This is a genomic window from Streptomyces sp. NPDC001822 (genome assembly GCF_042892135.1).
In the GTDB taxonomy this organism is placed as follows: domain Bacteria; phylum Actinomycetota; class Actinomycetes; order Streptomycetales; family Streptomycetaceae; genus Streptomyces.
In genome coordinates this window covers 35,597-51,854 of record NZ_JBIATW010000010.1, presented here as the reverse complement: position 1 = coordinate 51,854, position 16,258 = coordinate 35,597, and the positions used below count along the sequence as shown (strand labels likewise).

General features: G+C 71.5%; 15 protein-coding genes. 6 read left to right on the top strand and 9 right to left on the bottom strand.

Annotated elements, in window-relative coordinates:
• Positions 1-79: 79 nt before the first annotated feature.
• The 5 genes from ACFYY2_RS22760 to glnII all read right to left on the bottom strand — a co-directional run bounded on the left by ACFYY2_RS22760 (position 80) and on the right by glnII (position 5,950).
• Positions 80-1,621: a DUF1996 domain-containing protein gene (locus ACFYY2_RS22760; RefSeq protein ID WP_388745676.1), complete on the bottom strand. Its 1,542-nt coding sequence runs from the start codon at positions 1,619-1,621 to the stop codon at positions 80-82.
• A 161-nt stretch (positions 1,622-1,782) separates the two neighbouring features.
• Positions 1,783-2,430 carry a LuxR C-terminal-related transcriptional regulator gene (locus tag ACFYY2_RS22755; protein WP_388745674.1) on the bottom strand — a complete coding sequence of 216 codons (648 nt, stop codon included), beginning with the start codon at positions 2,428-2,430 and terminating at the stop codon, positions 1,783-1,785.
• Positions 2,415-3,680 carry a sensor histidine kinase gene (locus ACFYY2_RS22750; RefSeq protein WP_388745672.1) on the bottom strand — a complete coding sequence of 422 codons (1,266 nt, stop codon included), beginning with the start codon at positions 3,678-3,680 and terminating at the stop codon, positions 2,415-2,417. The genes ACFYY2_RS22755 and ACFYY2_RS22750 overlap by 16 nt, the downstream gene beginning before the upstream one ends.
• Positions 3,681-3,884: 204 nt before the next feature.
• The gene (locus ACFYY2_RS22745) at positions 3,885-4,511 is read right to left on the bottom strand and encodes a winged helix-turn-helix domain-containing protein (RefSeq protein WP_388745670.1); all 627 of its coding nucleotides are present in this window, start codon (positions 4,509-4,511) and stop codon (positions 3,885-3,887) included.
• Positions 4,512-4,915: 404 nt separating this feature from the next.
• The gene (gene glnII, locus ACFYY2_RS22740) at positions 4,916-5,950 is read right to left on the bottom strand and encodes a glutamine synthetase (RefSeq protein WP_388745668.1); all 1,035 of its coding nucleotides are present in this window, start codon (positions 5,948-5,950) and stop codon (positions 4,916-4,918) included.
• Between the two features lie 206 nt (positions 5,951-6,156).
• Here glnII and ACFYY2_RS22735 point away from each other — a divergent pair, with 206 nt between their 5' ends.
• Positions 6,157-7,086 carry a Gfo/Idh/MocA family protein gene (locus tag ACFYY2_RS22735; RefSeq protein WP_388745666.1) on the top strand — a complete coding sequence of 310 codons (930 nt, stop codon included), beginning with the start codon at positions 6,157-6,159 and terminating at the stop codon, positions 7,084-7,086.
• Between the two features lie 9 nt (positions 7,087-7,095).
• Here the strand turns inward: ACFYY2_RS22735 and ACFYY2_RS22730 are convergent, their stop codons facing one another.
• Entirely contained in the window at positions 7,096-7,455 is a 360-nt protein-coding gene (locus ACFYY2_RS22730) for an ArsC/Spx/MgsR family protein (protein ID WP_388745664.1), read from the bottom strand.
• Positions 7,456-7,573: 118 nt separating this feature from the next.
• On the opposite strand from ACFYY2_RS22730, the gene ACFYY2_RS22725 reads away from it, so the two are divergent.
• On the top strand, positions 7,574-7,843 hold the full coding sequence (locus ACFYY2_RS22725) for a hypothetical protein (RefSeq protein ID WP_388745663.1): 270 nt from the start codon (positions 7,574-7,576) through the stop codon (positions 7,841-7,843).
• Between the two features lie 241 nt (positions 7,844-8,084).
• On the opposite strand, the gene ACFYY2_RS22720 is transcribed toward ACFYY2_RS22725, so the two are convergent.
• Positions 8,085-8,990, bottom strand: coding sequence for an alcohol dehydrogenase catalytic domain-containing protein (locus ACFYY2_RS22720; protein WP_388745661.1), 906 nt, complete (start codon positions 8,988-8,990; stop codon positions 8,085-8,087).
• A 215-nt stretch (positions 8,991-9,205) separates the two neighbouring features.
• Here ACFYY2_RS22720 and ACFYY2_RS22715 point away from each other — a divergent pair, with 215 nt between their 5' ends.
• From ACFYY2_RS22715 to ACFYY2_RS22700, 4 genes are all read left to right on the top strand, one after another.
• Positions 9,206-9,769: a TetR/AcrR family transcriptional regulator gene (locus tag ACFYY2_RS22715; RefSeq protein WP_388745659.1), complete on the top strand. Its 564-nt coding sequence runs from the start codon at positions 9,206-9,208 to the stop codon at positions 9,767-9,769.
• Between the two features lie 298 nt (positions 9,770-10,067).
• Positions 10,068-10,934, top strand: coding sequence for an arpA protein (locus tag ACFYY2_RS22710; RefSeq protein ID WP_388745657.1), 867 nt, complete (start codon positions 10,068-10,070; stop codon positions 10,932-10,934).
• A 52-nt stretch (positions 10,935-10,986) separates the two neighbouring features.
• A complete protein-coding gene (locus tag ACFYY2_RS22705) occupies positions 10,987-11,793 on the top strand; it encodes a class I SAM-dependent methyltransferase (RefSeq protein WP_388745655.1) in 807 nt (268 codons plus the stop codon).
• 37 nt (positions 11,794-11,830) lie between these two features.
• Entirely contained in the window at positions 11,831-13,642 is a 1,812-nt protein-coding gene (locus tag ACFYY2_RS22700) for a choline/carnitine O-acyltransferase (protein ID WP_388745653.1), read from the top strand.
• Between the two features lie 220 nt (positions 13,643-13,862).
• Here ACFYY2_RS22700 and ACFYY2_RS22695 read toward each other — a convergent pair whose 3' ends face one another.
• Both ACFYY2_RS22695 and glnA read right to left on the bottom strand, forming a co-directional pair.
• A complete protein-coding gene (locus ACFYY2_RS22695) occupies positions 13,863-14,273 on the bottom strand; it encodes a hypothetical protein (RefSeq protein ID WP_388745651.1) in 411 nt (136 codons plus the stop codon).
• A gap of 394 nt (positions 14,274-14,667) precedes the next feature.
• The gene (glnA, locus tag ACFYY2_RS22690; protein ID WP_388745649.1) at positions 14,668-16,077 is read right to left on the bottom strand and encodes a type I glutamate--ammonia ligase; all 1,410 of its coding nucleotides are present in this window, start codon (positions 16,075-16,077) and stop codon (positions 14,668-14,670) included.
• Between the last annotated feature and the right edge of the window lie 181 nt (positions 16,078-16,258).

The following is a 16,258-nucleotide window of genomic DNA, read 5'->3' as shown; positions in this document are numbered from 1 at the left end:
GCCGCGGGGCCCCCGCCCGGACACCGCCGGGCTGAGGGCCCCGGTCCGGACGGTGCCCCCGGGTGCCGGGGTCACCGCGTCAGCGGCACTTGCGTGCGCCGTTGATGCAGCTCACCACCTTCTTCATCAGCCTGTCGTCGAAGACGTTGATGAAGTCGCCGTGATCGGTGACCGGCTTGTGCAGCTGCTCCGGGAACGAGTCCACGGCGAAGCCGGGGCCCGGCGGGACGTCGTACACGATGCGCTGCACCAGCTGCGGGATGGCCCTGAAGCCGCTGGGACACCGCCCGTCGTCCTGCGCGAACGCGACGTGCGTGCGGTGGTTGGCGCTGTCGGTGTTCCGGCCGTCCCAGCAGCTCTGGAAGGCGAAGGAGCGCACCACCTGGCTGCCTTCGGGACAGATCGGGTACTTGTCCTTGAGCTGCCTGTTCTCGAAACCGGTACAGCTCCAGGAGGCGTTCGCGTTGGCGTCGCCGTTGGTGAGCGACTTGGCGTCCCCGGTGATGATGCGCAGGAAGCGCGGCATGGCCGTGACCTTCCCGGCGGGGGAGCCCACGAACTTCAGCGTGACCTGGGAAGGCGTCTGGATCTCCCCGGTGTTCTGGTCCTTGCCGCCCCCGTCCGCGGCCACGTCGTCCTCGTCCTGGCCGTTCTGCAGACGCAGCACGGGCCAGTAGTAGGTGGACCGGTCGCCGCGGTTGCGGCAGGTCGTCTCGCCGGCCGCCAGGTCGTCGTCGCCGGCGAAGGCGTCCGTGGCCTGGTTCCCGACGTAGTCGTGCATGTGGTGGGCGCCGTTGCTCACACCCGGGGCCGCGATGACGTTGTCGGGGTTGAACTTGCCGTTCTCGTTGCGGCCGCAGGAGGTGGTGAACGTACCGCGCGAGGCTCCCCGGCGGAGGCGGGGGCGGTCGACGTTGGGCCGGACCGACTCGATGTCGACGAAGTCGGAGGCCTCGGGGCCGTTGCCCTGCTGTCCCTGGTCGCCTCCCTGGCCGTCACCGCCGTCCTGACCGCCGTCCTGACCGCCGTCCTGGGCGTCACCTCCGCCCCCGTCCTGGCCCTGGTCCGCACCCTCCCCGGGATCCTGGCCGCCGTCCTGGCCGTCACCCCCGCCCTCGCCCTGGCCCCCGGTCCCGCCGCCCTCGTCGTCGGCGCGCAGGCTGCATCCGGCGAGCCCGTCGAGCCCCTGGGGGCGGTCGCCCGCCACCCGCTCCACGGCGGTCCCGATGCGGTCCAGGCTGGCCGTCCGCTTGCTCTGCAACGGGCCCAGCACCGCGTTCTGCGCCAGACCGGGATCCCGGGAGATCTGCTCCCTGCGGTCGGCGAACTGCCGGTACGCGTCGGTGATCTGCGTATCCATGGCTGCCAGTTCGCGGTCGACCTCCGGCCGCGCCTGTTCCGGTACGTCGGGAAGGGCTGTTCCCGCGTCGGGGCAGTCGATGGTGGACATCTGGCGAGCCGCCGCCCGATCCTGTCCGGGAGGCGAGCCGGAGCCGCTCTCGCCCGCACTCGCGTAGACGTTGACGGCGACCAGCCCACCTCCACCCAGAATCAGCGCGGCCGAGGCGACGATCGCCCGGTTGGCCAGTGTCGAACGTTTCCTGCGCGATGTGCGTCCCATGGAACTCCTCCGCTTCGGGGCTTCGAGTCAGAAGCGTGACGTCCCATACGCACGGGGCGCCCCGTGCGTTCACCCCGGCCCCGAATTCCCTCGGCGGATCACGCCGGGGCCCCGGCCACGGGCGCTCCGGCCGCGCGGCCGACGAGCTGCGGACGGCGGCGTCAGCCCCGGTCGAGGTAGGCGAGCACCGCCAGCACGCGGCGGTTGTCGTCGTCGGACACCGGCAGGCCGAGCTTGGCGAAGATGTTCGAGGTGTGCTTGGCCACCGCGCGCTCCGTCACCACCAGTTGCGCCGCGATCGCCCCGTTGGAACGGCCCTGCGCCATCAGCTCCATGACCTCACGCTCCCGGGGCGTGAGGCCCCCCATCGGCTTGTCCGCGGAACGCCGGGACAGCAGCTGAGAGATGACCTGCGGGTCCATCGCCGTGCCGCCCGCGGCGACCCTGCGCACGGCGTCGACGAACTGGTCCGCGTCGAACACCCGGTCCTTCAGCAGGTACCCGATGCCGCCGGCGCCGTCGGCCAGCAGCTCACGGGCGTACAACTGCTCCACGTGCTGGGACAGGACCAGCACCGGCAGCCCCGGCCGGGTGCGGCGGGCGGCGAGCGCGCACTGCAGGCCCTCGTCGGTGTGGGACGGCGGGAGCCGTACGTCGACGACGGCGACGTCGGGGTCCGACTCCGCCAGGGAGCGCGTCAGTTCGGGGCCCGACTCGACGGCCGCGACGACCTCGAAGTCGTATGCCTCCAGCATGCGCACGAGGCCGTCGCGGAGCAGGAAGAGATCTTCGGCTAGGACAACGCGCAAGGGATCTCCATGGTCACCATGGTGGGGCCGCCCGCGGGACTGCTGACGGCGAGTACGCCGTCGAATGTACCCAGCCGGCGTTCGATTCCGCGGAGTCCCGAACCGTCCGTGACCGCCGCACCGCCCCTGCCGTCGTCGGTGACGGAGATCCGCAGCATGCCCTCGGCGTGGTGCACGTCCACCCACATGCGGTCCGCACCCGCGTGCTTCACCGCGTTCGTCAGTACCTCGCTGACCGCGAAGTACGCCGCCGACTCGACCGGTGCCCCGGCACGGCCCGAGAGCTCCACCGTCACCTCCGAGGGCACCGGCATGCGCAGGGCCAGCGCGCGCACCGCGTCTCCCAGACCCCGCTCGGCGAGCACCGGCGGATGGATGCCCCGCACGAGGTCACGCAGCTCGGCCAGGGCCTCCGCCGACGACGTACGCGCCATCGCCAGCAGCTTCTTGGCCTGCGCCGGGTCCTTCTCGACCAGCGCCTCGATGGTGCCGAGGTTCATCCCCATCGCCACCAGCCGGGCCTGCGCCCCGTCGTGCAGGTCCCTCTCGATGCGCCGCAGTTCGGAGGCCGCCGTGTCCACGGCCTCGTGCCGGGTCTCGGTCAGCCGGTCGATGCGCTGCGCGAGTTCGCCCTGAGCGGGCGCCAGCGCCGACCGGGCGAGGACGAAGTGGGCCCGGAGCAGCGGTTCGGCCGCCCACAGACCGACGTGGAACACCGCGATGCCGAGGGCCGCCGCCGCCAGCCCCGTCAGCTGGCTGTCGACCGGCACGAAGCCGTACCAGTACGCGCTGTCCTCGAACACCCGCCACAGCCCCGCCGCCAGGACCAGCCCCTCCAGCGGATAGACCATCAGCGCGAAGGTGAGGACCAGCAGTACGTAGCCGGCCGTCATGTCCGTCAGCAGCCACCTCAGGTCCCGCCAGGTGGCCGGGTCCTTCAGCAGCAACGTGGACCGCTCGACCCGGCCGGTGAGACCGGTGCGCAGATCCTTCGGGAACGGCCGGTAGGGCACCGGGATTCGGACGCCGGACCAGGCCGCGGCCAGCAGCCGGCGCCGGTTCGCGTGGGCGCGCACCGCCTCCAGGACCCACGGTGTGGTCACCAGCCCCACGCCCAGCGGGACGAAGGCCAGGGAGAGGACCGACAGGACGAAGAGCGCGGTGGAGCCGGCGATGCTCGCGAACGAGAGGACGAACGCCCGCCCGGCGGTCAGCGCCGCGGTCCTCACCCGGCTGCGTGTTGCCTGCATGGCGTGTCTCCCCTCGCCGGGCCCCCGTCGGATCCCGTTCGACGCACAGTCTCGCCCCTGCGGACGGTGCGCCGTCAGCCGTTCAGCCACCCGCCCGAGGGTGTACCCGGCACCACCCCCGGGCGTCCGGACCGCGGTTGCCGGCCGACGACGGGAGGCCCCGGGGACCAGGTCCCCGGGGCCTCCCGCAGCGTGCGCCCGTGCTCAGGGCGCGTACTTGTAGCCCACGCGCCGCACCGTCTGGATCGACCGCCGGTGCTCCGCACCCAGCTTGCGGCGCAGGCGGGCCACGTGGACGTCGACGGTCCGCCCGTCGCCCACGTGCCCGTAGCCCCAGACCGTCGTCACCAGCTGGTCGCGGGTGTGCACCCGGTGCGGATGCGCCACCAGGTGTGCCAGCAGCTCGAACTCGAGGTAGGTGAGGTCCAGCGTGAGGCCGTCCACAGCGGCGGTGCGCCGGGTGGAGTCGATCCGCACGGGGCCGCTCGCGGGAGCGTCCACCGGCTCCGGCACGAGCTGCTGATGCCGGGCCGTGGCCACGGCCCCGGCGAGGGCCGGCTGCTGGTCCGCGGGCACGAGCACCAGGTAGCCGACCATCGGCGGCCGGCCCGGCAGCGCCGGCAGGGTGTGCTGGGGCGCGGGCAGCCAGGTGGCGCCCGGCGGCAGGAAGCCCGCCACGTCCGCGAGTTCGACCACCTCGTCACGGTCGACGGCGCGCAGCCTGGGACGGTTGGGGGAGAGGGCGGCGCGGGCGGTGGCGGAGGCCGCGGCGGGTACCGAGGACGCCGCGGTGGCGGCGGACGCGGTGGAGAGGGTACGGGCGTTCGTCATGGGGTCAGCTCTTTCGCGCGAGGAGTCGTCGAGGACGTACGTCGTGCGCGCGGGCCGAAGGCCGGTGTGAGGCGGCTTTAGAGGGCCTGCGCGTTCCTTGCGCGGCAACACACCCGGTCGAAGTCATGGTGCTGACGGGAGGGCCAGAACGGCTCGAGGTCGCTGCGACCCGACGCGGTGTGCTGGAAGCTGGCCATGTCCCCATTGAAGCAGAGATTACGGCTGTGCATCAGAGCCCTCTCACCCGTCGATACGCACCCGGTGCCGGACCCCTCACCCCTCTCCGGCGCACCGCCCGTCCCGCGGGCGTGCGGCGGGTGTCCGGGCACACCCGAGGGGCGCCCGCGTGCGGACGCCCCTCGGTGACGGTGCCGGTGGGGCCGGGCCGGCCGGTCCGGTGGGGATCAGGCCTGGCCGGCCTTCTCCAGCGCGGTGCAGCAGGTGTCGACGATCAGCCGCGTGACGACGTACGGGTCGACGTTGGCGTTCGGGCGGCGGTCCTCGATGTAGCCCTTCCGGTCCTGCTCGACCTGCCACGGGATACGGACCGAGGCGCCGCGGTCGGAGACGCCGTAGCTGTACTCGTTCCACGGGGCGGTCTCGTGCAGGCCCGTCAGACGGTCGTCGATGCCCGCGCCGTAGTTCTTGACGTGGTCCATCGGCTTCGAGCCCTCACCCAGCGACTCGGCCGCGGTGATGATCGCGTCGTAGCCCTCGCGCATCGCCTTCGTCGAGAAGTTGGTGTGCGCGCCCGCGCCGTTCCAGTCGCCCTTGACGGGCTTCGGGTCCAGCGTCGCGGAGACGTCGAAGTCCTCGGCGGTGCGGTACAGCAGCCAGCGTGCGACCCACAGGTGGTCGGAGACCTCCAGCGGCGAGACCGGCCCGACCTGGAATTCCCACTGGCCGGGCATGACCTCGGCGTTGATGCCGGAGATGGCCAGGCCCGCCTTCAGGCAGTTGTCGAGGTGCTTCTCGACGATCTCACGGCCGAAGATCTCGTCCGCGCCCACACCGCAGTAGTAGCCGCCCTGCGCGGCCGGGAAGCCGCCCTCGGGGAAGCCCAGCGGGCGGTGGCCGTCGAAGAAGGTGTACTCCTGCTCGATGCCGAAGATCGGCTCCTGGCCCGCGAACTGCTCCGCGACCGGGCGCAGCAGCGCGCGGGTGTTCGACTCGTGCGGAGTCATGTCGATGTCGAAGACCTCGCACAGGACGAGGACGTCGTCACCGCCGCGGATCGGGTCCGGACACGTGAAGACCGGCTTCAGCACCCGGTCGGAGGCGTGCCCCTCGGCCTGGCTGGTGCTCGAACCGTCGAAGCCCCAGATGGGCAGGTCCGCCACGTCCGCGGACGGGCTTCCGGACATGATCTTCGTCTTGGAGCGGAGCTTGGCGGTCGGCTCGGTGCCGTCGATCCAGATGTACTCAGCCTTGAACGTCACGGACGCCATCCTTTGCGGGTGCTGCGGTCTATGGTGCGCAGCTTCGCAAGCCGCGATTTCCCGGCCGTTGCCCGTATGTGAACCGCGTGTTACCGGTGTTTCCCCCGGGTGTCGAGGACCGGCGCACCTCCGCCGGGGCCCGCACCACCGCACGGTGCGCGGGGTGCGGGGCGCGTCGCGCGGCCGCGTCCAGGCACACTTGTAGCATGAACACACACGTCGCCTCCGGCGGACCGCTGCGCATCGGCCTCGTCGGCGCCGGTCCCTGGGCCCGCATGACCCACGCCCCCGCCCTCGCCTCCCATCCGGACGTCGTACTGAGCGGCATCTGGGGCCGGCGCCCCGAAGCCGCGGAGACGCTCGCGTCGGCGCACGGGACCGAGGCCTTCACGGGCGACGCGGGATTCGACGCGCTGGTGGCCGGCAGCGACGCGATCGCCTTCGCCGTGCCGCCGGACGTCCAGGCGCCGCTCGCCGTACGGGCGGCCGCCGCGGGGCGCCACCTGCTGCTGGACAAGCCCGTCGCGACCACGGTCGCGGGCGCGCGCGAGGTCGCCGAGGCGGCCGGGCGGGCCGGTGTCGCCTCCGTGGTCTTCTGCACCATGCGGTTCGACGCGGGCACCGCCGCCTGGATCGCCGACCGGGCCGCCGAGGGCGGCTGGTTCACGGCACGGGCCATGTGGATCGGCGCACTGTTCGCCCCGGGCGCGGACAACGAGTTCGGCGCCTCGCCCTGGCGCCGGGAGAAGGGCGGCCTCTGGGACGTCGGCCCGCACGCGCTCTCGGTCCTCGTCCCGGTGCTGGGCGAGGTGACGGAGATGACCGCGGTCCGCGGACCCGCGGACGCCGCGCACCTGCTCCTGCGCCACGCCTCCGGTGCGTCGAGCACGCTGACGCTCGCCCTGGACGCACCGGAAGGAGCGACCGGGACCGAGCTGGAGGTCCGGGGAGAGGCCGGTGTGTCCAGCCTGCCCGCGGACGCGGTGGACGCGAGCGACGCTTTCCGGATCGCCGTGGACGCGCTCGCGGAGGCGGCGCGTACGGGTGTGGCACACCCCTGCGACGTACGGTTCGGGCTGCGGCTCACCGAGCTGCTCGCCGAGGCCGAGGCGCAGCTCGCGCCGGTGCGCGCCTGATCCGGTGGTTCAGCGCCCGAGCGCGTCCCGGACGGCCTCCTCGGACCTGGCCACCACGGCGGTCCCGTCCTCGGCGGTGATGATCGGGCGCTGGATCAGCGCGGGGTGTCCGGCGAGCGCGGTGATCCACCGCTCGCGCGAGCCGGCCTCCCTCGGCCACTCCTTGATCCCGAGGTCCACGGCGTCGGCCTCCCCGGTGCGGGTGATGTCCCACGGCTCCAGCCCGAGGCGGCCGAGCACGTCCCGGATCTCCTCGGGAGAGGGCACGTCCTCCAGGTACCGGCGGACGGTGTAGTCGGCGCCCTCGGCATCGAGCAGACTCACCGCGCTGCGGCACTTGGAACAGGCGGGATTGATCCAGATCTCCATGGGGCCCAGGGTACGGGAGTGACCCCGAAAAGGCCTCTGGCCAGGGGCGATTGTCAGTGCGCGGCAGTAAAATGGTGGGAGTTCGTGAGGGTTCCACCACCGTGCCAGGAGGTTGCCGATGGCCGTCGCCACAGTCACGACCGAGCCGCTCCACACGCCACCGCGCAAGAAGCCGCTCCCCGCGGGCCGGCCCCGCGAGTGGTACGTCTCGCACAACCGTCGCCTGAAGGCCATGCGCCTGGCGATCGCCCTGCTCGACAGCGGCGTCTACCAGCCGTCGAGCGCCGACAACGACCGGATACGCACGACCGCCGACCGTCTCGCCATCCACCCGCCGTCCGACACCACCTGCCGCATGGTCCGCGCCCTGATCCGCTACGGCCGCTGACCGCACCGCCCGTGCCCCCGGATCGTCGGGGGCACGGGTCCGCCGTCGCCCGGCGGGCCCGGGGGCACGGGCGATTCCGTATACGGCGGGAGTGCCGGGCCGGAGCCGCGGCACCCCGCTCAGCCTTCGCCGCGCGCCGCCGACGGGGCGTCCGTCGACGGCCGAAGTCCTGAACGGCGCCGGGGGGTGGGGGTGTTCAGAGGCTCGACGTCCGCCCCGGCACCGGACCCGGCCGCCCTGATCACGGCGTCAGTACCCAGCGTCCCCGGCTGCCACCGTCGCGGAGGGCCCGGTAGGCGGTCGCGGCCTCGGCCAGCGGGACCGTGCCGGCCCGGCGCGCTTCGAGCCGTCCCTCCGCGGTCAGTCGCAGCATCTCGCGCAACCGGCCGCCGTCCGGGACGACGACCGCACTGACGACGGTGATGCCCCGCTCGGCCGGCGGCTCAGCACCGGGGAAGACACCGGCGTACGCCCCTTGGTCGCGTACGGCCTTCAGCGCCGGGCCGTTCAGACGCGCCGCGTCCAGTACCGCGTCGAAGCCCGTGACTCCCTCCAGGGAGGTGATCGTCGCCGTGGCTCCGGCCCGCACCAGGAAGTCCGCGTCGGAGGCGCGGGCGAGTCCGGTGACGGACCAGCCGGCGAGCGCGGCGAGGGCCACCGCGTACCCTCCGACCCCGCCGGCCGCTCCGGTGACCAGCAGGCTCCTGCCGCGGGAGGGGCCGAGCAGGGTGATGAGCTGGTCAGCGGTCAGCGAGTTGAGCGGGACCGTGGCGGCGTCGAGCAGGCCGACCCCGTCGGGCACGGGCGCCACGTCGGCGGCCGGCACGATCACGTACTCCGCGGCCGCTCCGGCTGCTGAGTGGGGTGCGTGGGGGAACGTCATCGCGGCCACCGGCATACCGGCCGTCAGGCCCCGCACACCGGGGCCCACCGCGTCCACGACGCCCGAGACGTCCAGTCCCAGCCCCCGCAGCCGCCCGTCGCCGATCTCGGGGGCGCGGCCGTCGAGGGCGTGCAGATCCGCGGGGTTGACCGCGGCGCCCGCCATCCTGATGCGAACCTGCCCGGCGGCGGGCTCGGGATCGGGGAGGTCCCCCACTGACGCCACACTCTGTCCCGCGGATGACCCGACGATGATCGCGCGCACGGTTCTCTCCCTCTGTCGTTGCCTGTGGTGGGGCGTCGCCGCCCGCCTGCGTGCGCCAGGGGCGCACTCCCGCCCGTCCGGCGGTGCCGTCGCGTGCCCGGGCGCCGCTCCGTACGATGTCGATGACGCCGGAGCGACGCTCCGGAAGAGATCATAGCGGAGCGGTGCTCCGCTAAACGAACGACGTACCGCTCCGTCCCGTGTGAGGTCATGACGTGCCACCGACAACTCGCGCCGATGCGCTCAGAAATCGCGCCCTGCTGCTGACGGCGGCGGGGGAGGTCATCGCCGAACACGGCACCAACGCGTCCCTTCGCGACGTCGCCCGCAGGGCCGGCGTGGGCATCGGCACGCTCTACCGCCACTTCCCCACCCGTGACGTACTCCTCGAGGCGCTGCTCGACGCGAACTTCGACGCCCTGCGCGCGCGTGCCGACGGCCTGTTCGCGTCCCCCGACCCGGAGGCCGCGCTCCTGGCATGGCTTGAGGAGATGGCAGCCGGATCGGCGACGTACCAGGGCCTCCCGGAGTCGATCATGGATGCCCTGGCCAACGAGGAATCAGGGCTGCACGAGGCGTGCGACCGTATGAACTCCGCCGGCGGCCGACTGCTCGAACGGGCACAGGAGGCCGGTCTCATCCGCCCCGAGCTGACCATCCGCGCGGTCATCGCGGTCGCACTCGGCCTCTCGTGGGCCGCCCAGCACTCCGCCGACCTGTCCGAGCAGGTCGGCCCGATGCTGCGCGCCGCGATCAGGGCATCCGACGCGCACCGGTGAGGAGCGGCGGCCACCCTTCGGTGCCCGGTCCGCGGGGTGACGGCGCCGCGAGGCCGTCGCCCCGCCCGGCGTCTCCCGCCCTCCGGCCCCGTGGCTGGTCACCTGCCGGGCGGGACGGCCGGGCCCGAGGGCGCCGACGGCCCCTCCGCACCTCCGGCCGGCCGTCGGGCGGCCCACGCGCCCCTGTGGACGTGTGACGTGTCACAGACATCGCGGCAGGGCTGTGGGAACTTCAACTCTGCTACTCATCAGTTGAGTTGACGACGTCCAGTCCCGACGTGCGCGTGGAGAGGGTCGAATGAGCACTCTGCAAGCCATCACGCTCGACCAGGTGGTCGACACGGACCGCTACCCCCTGTCGGACCCGGAGAGCCCGGGATACGAGGCCGTGGTCGCGCGGGCGCGCGGCGAACTGGCCGAGGTCGGCTGCACCGTGCTCCCGGACTTCATCCGGCCCGCGCTCCACGAGGTCCTGCGGCAGGAGTGCGCGGCCATCGCCCCGCAGGCGTACTTCGACGTGGAGACGGTGAACGTCTACAACATCGACGTGGACGCCGGCCTGCCCGACGACCACCCCGGGCGGCGCACCTTCCAGCGCGGCAACGCCTTCGTCGCCCGCGACCGCGTGCCCGCCGACGCCCTCATCGGCCGGCTCTACGGCAACGGGCTGTTCCAGCGCTTCGTGGCCGACTGCTTCGCACTGCCCCGCCTGCACGAGCTCGCCGATCCGCTCTCGGGACTCGTCCTCAACGTCGTACGCCCGGGAATGGAGCACCCCTGGCACTTCGACACCAACGAGTACACGGTCAGCATGCTGACCCAGGAGGCAGAGAGCGGCGGCGACTTCGAGTACTGCCCGCACATCAGGTCCGCCGACGACGAGTGCTTCGACGACGTCCGGGACGTCCTGGACGGCGGCGGACCGCCGACCCGGCGCCTCCTGCTGAAGCCGGGCGACCTCCAGCTGTTCATGGGCCGCTATTCGCTGCACCGGGTCAGCCCCGTGCGGGGCGGCCGGGCGCGGCACAGCGCGATCTTCGCCTACAGCGAGCGCCCCGGCGTCATCGGGAGCGTGGCCCGCACCAGGCAGCTCTTCGGCCGCGTGCTGCCCGAGCACCTGGCCGCGGAGGGCCGCGCGGTGCGGGGGGACCGGCTGCTGGACTGACGGACTTCTCCCGACCCGGGCCCAGCCACGCGATCCACCAAGGAGAAGCCCCTTGCGCCTCGACGCGACCGGAAAAGTCTCGCTGGACCACATCTACACGGCACCCGATCCCCGGACCTACTTCCAGGAACTGCGCCCCCTCGGCTACTGCGTGCCCCAACTGGCCAAGCCCTACTTCGAGAAGCTCGTCAAGGAGTACCGCGAGACCGAAGGCATCGCCGCCCCCCGGGTGCTCGACATCGGCTGCTCGTACGGGATCAACGCGGCCCTGCTCAAGTACGACCTCACGATGGACGAGCTCTACGCGCGCTACGACGGCACCGGCCCCACCACACGCGCCGGGCTCCTGGCACGGGACCAGGACCTCTCGCGCTCCCGCAGCCCCGCGAACGGCCTGCGGTTCACCGGCCTGGACGCCTCCACCGGCGCACTGGCCTACGCCCGCGAGGCCGGCTTCCTCGACGACACGGTCCACGCCGACCTGGAGACGTACGACCCCACCCCGCAGCAGCGCGCCCGGCTCGCCGGCACCGACCTGGTGATCTCGACCGGATGCATCGGCTACGTCACCGAACGCACGCTCGTCCGCGTCGTCCGCGCCCAGGACGGCCGTCTTCCCTGGATGGCGCACTTCGTCCTGCGCATGTTCCCCTTCGACCCCGTCGAGCGGGCCCTGGCCGGCCTCGGCTACCGCACGATCACGGTCGACGGGGTCTTCAGACAGCGGCGGTTCGCCGGGCCCCAGGAACAGCGACGGGTCCTGGACGGCATGGCCGCGGCCGAGGTGGACGCGAGGGGACTGGAGGAGGATGGCTGGCTCTACGCCCAGCTCCACCTCTCCACGCCCCGGAACCGGTAGATCCCTTTCCCACCCACTCACCGAGAAGAGAGCCGCATTGAACGTCAGTCAGGAAGCAGCAGCCGGAGCGACCTTCGCCCGTGAAGGCAGTCTGCCGAAGGTGCCGCTGCCCACGCTGGAGGCGAGCTGCGAGAGGTTCCTCGCCTGGTGCGCCCCCCTGCTGAACGAGGAGGAGCGGGCGGCCACCGAGGCCGAGGTCGCGGCCTTCCTGCGGCCCGGCGGCCCGGGCCGGACACTGCACGCGGCGCTGGAGGAGTACGACGCGACGGAGGGGGTGCACAGCTGGCTCGACACCTTCTGGCCCTACCGCTACCTCGGCCGCCGGGACCGCATCGCGCTCAACGCCAACTTCTTCTTCCTCTTCCAGGACACCGGGGAGGGGCAGCTCGACCGCGCGGCCGGACTCGTCGCCGGGGCGCTCCACTACAAACGGCGTCTCGGCGAGGGTCTCGTGGCACCGGTGGAACAGCGCGGGGTTCCGCAGTCGATGGTGCAGAACAAGTACCTCTTCTCCACCACGCGCATCCCCGGAGTGCCGCTGGACACCGTGCGCGCCCCGTACAGCGAGCAGGCGCCCGGGCCCTCGACGGCGCGGCACATCGTCGTCTTCTTTCGCGGCACCATGTTCCGGCTGGACGTCATCGGCCCCGACGGCGTCCCGCACAGCCTCGACGAGATCGAGGCGGGGCTCCGCGCGGTGACCAAGGCCGACGTCCACACGGCGGACGAGGACCGGACAGGTCACCTGACCACCATGGCGCGGGCCGAGTGGGCGGCCGCCCGGCAGGAGCTGCTGGCCAGGAGCCCGGGCAACGCCCGGACGCTGGACGACGTCGAGACCGCCCTCTTCTGCGTCTGCCTGGAGGACTTCGCACCCGGGGACACCCAGGGGACCTGCGACGAACTGCTCTACGGAGACCGGGGAAACCGGTGGTTCGACAAGGCCGTCTCCTTCGTCGTCTACGCGGACGGCCGGGCGGGCATCAACGTCGAGCACTGCGAGCTGGACGGGACGACCATCCTCAGCTTCACCGACGCGCTGCTCGGCACCCCGCCCGACGAGCACTCCCGCCTCTCCGGCGCACGCTCCCAGGGCGAGCCGGTCCCGAACCCGCTCGCCTTCGACCTGGACGAGCCGCTGCGGGAACGGGTACGCACAGCCGCCGACGCGTTCGCCGCGTACGGGCGGGACACCGCCACCACCACGGTCTCCTTCGGGGACTTCGGCAGCACGGCGGCCAAGGCGCTCGGGGTGTCCCCGGACGCGTTCGTGCAGGCCGCGTACCAACTGGCCCACCAGCGCGCCAAGGGGCACCTGGGCGCGACGTACGAGTCGATCGCCACCCGGCAGTTCCGCCACGGCCGCACCGAGGCGATGCGGGTGGTGACCCCCGAGATGCCGGCCTTCGTCGCGGCGATGGAGGACCCCGTGGCCGACCGGGAGGCCCGCCGCGCGGCGTTCCGGGCCGCCGCGGCCGCCCATGTCGCCCGGGCGAAGGAGTGCCAGGCAGGCGACGCGCCCGAGCAGCACCTCTGGGAGCTGGAACTGATCCAGCGCCGCCGGGGCGAGGAGCTCGGCGTCGGCGAACAGCCCTCCCTGTACCGCTCCCCGGGATGGCTGATCATGCGGGACGACTACCTGAGCACGAGCTCGGCACCGTCCGAGAACATCCAGTACTTCGGCTTCGGCTCCACGAGCAGCCGCTGCATCGGTGTGGCCTACGTCCTGCTGCCGCAGCGGTTCAACCTCTACCTGAGCACCCCGCGCGCGGTCGCCGACCAGATGCACGCCTTCGCCGACCGGCTCCGCGAGGCGGTGACGGAGCTGCGGGACCTGCTTGCCGACTGACACCCCGGACCGCCTCTGCGGGGCGGAGGGCAGAGCGGCGCGCGCCTGTCCTCCGCACAACTGCGTCAGGGCCTCCCGGTCCGCTCGGTTCGACAAATGTCTCCGAGTTGCCGAGAGGCCCTGGTCTCATGCCCGCGCCATCGGACGATCACCCCGGTCGGGAATGTCCGGCCCTCGTGTTCCGGGGGAATTCGAGATTTGGCTTCGGGGAATACCGAGGCTAGTACTGGGGGTGCGCCCAGGCCGAACAGGTGTCGGCGCCGAATCCGTTGGGCCCGCAGACCCTGAACGACGTGACGTCCCGGGAAAGAGTCGTGGACGCCGCACCCTTGGCCGGGCCGTAAATCTTGTGCATGCTCCCGTCGCCGTTCAGGTAGTAGTCGGCGTGGGCCCCGGAATTGTTCGACCAGACCCAGATCCAGCTCGTCACCCCGGAGCCCGATGTGCTGTTGTTGACCTGCGCCTGGTAGTCGGCCGTCTCGATGCCGGTATTGACGTGCTTGGAGACGGAGCAGGCGGAGCCGCAGTCGGCCGCGGCCGCGGCCGAGGCGGGGGACGTCGCCAGGGTCAGCCCAGCTACGGCCACGCCGGTGGAAACGACGGCTGCACGGGTTATCGTCTTCAGCTTCATGAAATCACTCGCCTACGTCAATAAATGGTTCTGATGGTCGCGGAAGAAATGACCAGGACTTCCGGCTGGAATTTCTCTCCAGCGTTCTGAAGACCCGTCACCGACCCCCGCGTATCGACAGTAGGACACGTCGCGTCAAGGACCCGTGCGTATTGACGACTTCATGTCGTCAAGAATTCATTATTGTCCTCGGCTCTTCCACCGGCTCCGCCGGGCGCTCTGCCGCTCCGCCGACGACGCCCCGACCCCCCGTCGGTGACGGCGTTCCGGCATACGACAGCGAGGGCCGGCTCCCCGGATGGGGGAACCGGCCCTCGCCGCTCATTCCGAGGCCGGGCGGGAACGGCCGGAACGGCACGTTGCAGGCATCGGCCAGGGGCTTCCGCCCCGCGTTCTACAGGTCGTAGTACAGCTCGAACTCGTGCGGGTGCGGGCGCAGCTGGATCGGGGCGATCTCGTTCGTGCGCTTGTAGTCGATCCACGTCTCGATCAGGTCGGGCGTGAAGACGCCGCCGGCCTGGAGGTACTCGTGGTCGGCCTCCAGGGCGTCGAGGACGGCGGGCAGCGAGGTCGGGACCTGCTGGACACCAGCGTGCTCCTCGGGAGCCAGCTCGTAGAGGTCCTTGTCGATCGGCTCCGGCGGCTCGATCTTGTTCTTGACGCCGTCGAGGCCGGCCATCAGCAGGGCCGAGAACGCCAGGTACGGGTTCGAGGACGGGTCCGGCGCGCGGAACTCGACGCGCTTGGCCTTCGGGTTGGAGCCCGTGATCGGGATGCGCATCGCGGCGGAGCGGTTGCGCTGCGAGTACACCATGTTGACCGGGGCCTCGAAGCCGGGCACCAGGCGGTGGTAGGAGTTCACCGTCGGGTTGGTGAAGGCGAGCAGCGACGGGGCGTGCTTCAGGATGCCGCCGATGTAGTAGCGCGCCATGTCCGAGAGACCGGCGTAGCCCTGCTCGTCGTAGAACAGCGGGGAGCCGCCGGACCACAGGGACTGGTGCACGTGCATGCCCGAGCCGTTGTCACCGAAGATCGGCTTCGGCATGAAGGTCGCGGTCTTGCCGTTGCGCCAGGCGACGTTCTTCACGATGTACTTGAAGAGCATCAGGTCGTCGGCCGCGGCGAGCAGCGTGTTGAACTTGTAGTTGATCTCGGCCTGGCCGGCGGTGCCGACCTCGTGGTGCTGGCGCTCGACCTGGAGGCCGTTCTTGTCCAGCTCCATGGAGATCTCGGCACGCAGGTCGGCGAAGTGGTCGACCGGCGGGGTCGGGAAGTAGCCGCCCTTGTAGCGGACCTTGTAACCCCGGTTGTTCTCGACCGCACCGGTGTTCCAGGCGCCGGCCTCGGAGTCGATGTGGTAAAAGCTCTCGTTCGCCGACGTCTGGAAGCGGACGTTGTCGAAGACGTAGAACTCGGCCTCGGGACCGAAGTAGGCGGTGTCGGCGACACCGGTGGAGGCGAGGTAGGCCTCGGCCTTCTTCGCGACGTTCCGCGGGTCACGGCTGTACTGCTCGCCGGTGATCGGGTCGTGGATGAAGAAGTTGATGTTCACGGTCTTGTCGCGGCGGAACGGGTCGACACGGGCCGTCGACAGATCGGCGCGGAGCGCCATGTCGGACTCGTGGATGGCCTGGAAGCCGCGGATCGACGAGCCGTCGAATGCCAGTTCCTCGGACGGGTCGAAGGACGCCGCGGGGATCGTGAAGTGCTGCATCACACCCGGCAGGTCGCAGAACCGGACGTCGACGAACTTGACGTCGTTGTCGGCGATGTACTTCTGGACTTCGTCGGCGTTCTGGAACATCCAACTCCTCCTACTCCCGACCCGGGAAAGGGCGGGGTTGCAGCTCGTCTGTGTGGCCAGTGCGGTGGCACACGCTGGACCCGACCATAGGCAGAAGGGATTTCTCCAGCATGACCCATTTGTTTCGCACAAGTTAACCAGCCCGGTTGCCCGGGACACCTCGGCGACGTGTTCCGTGCCC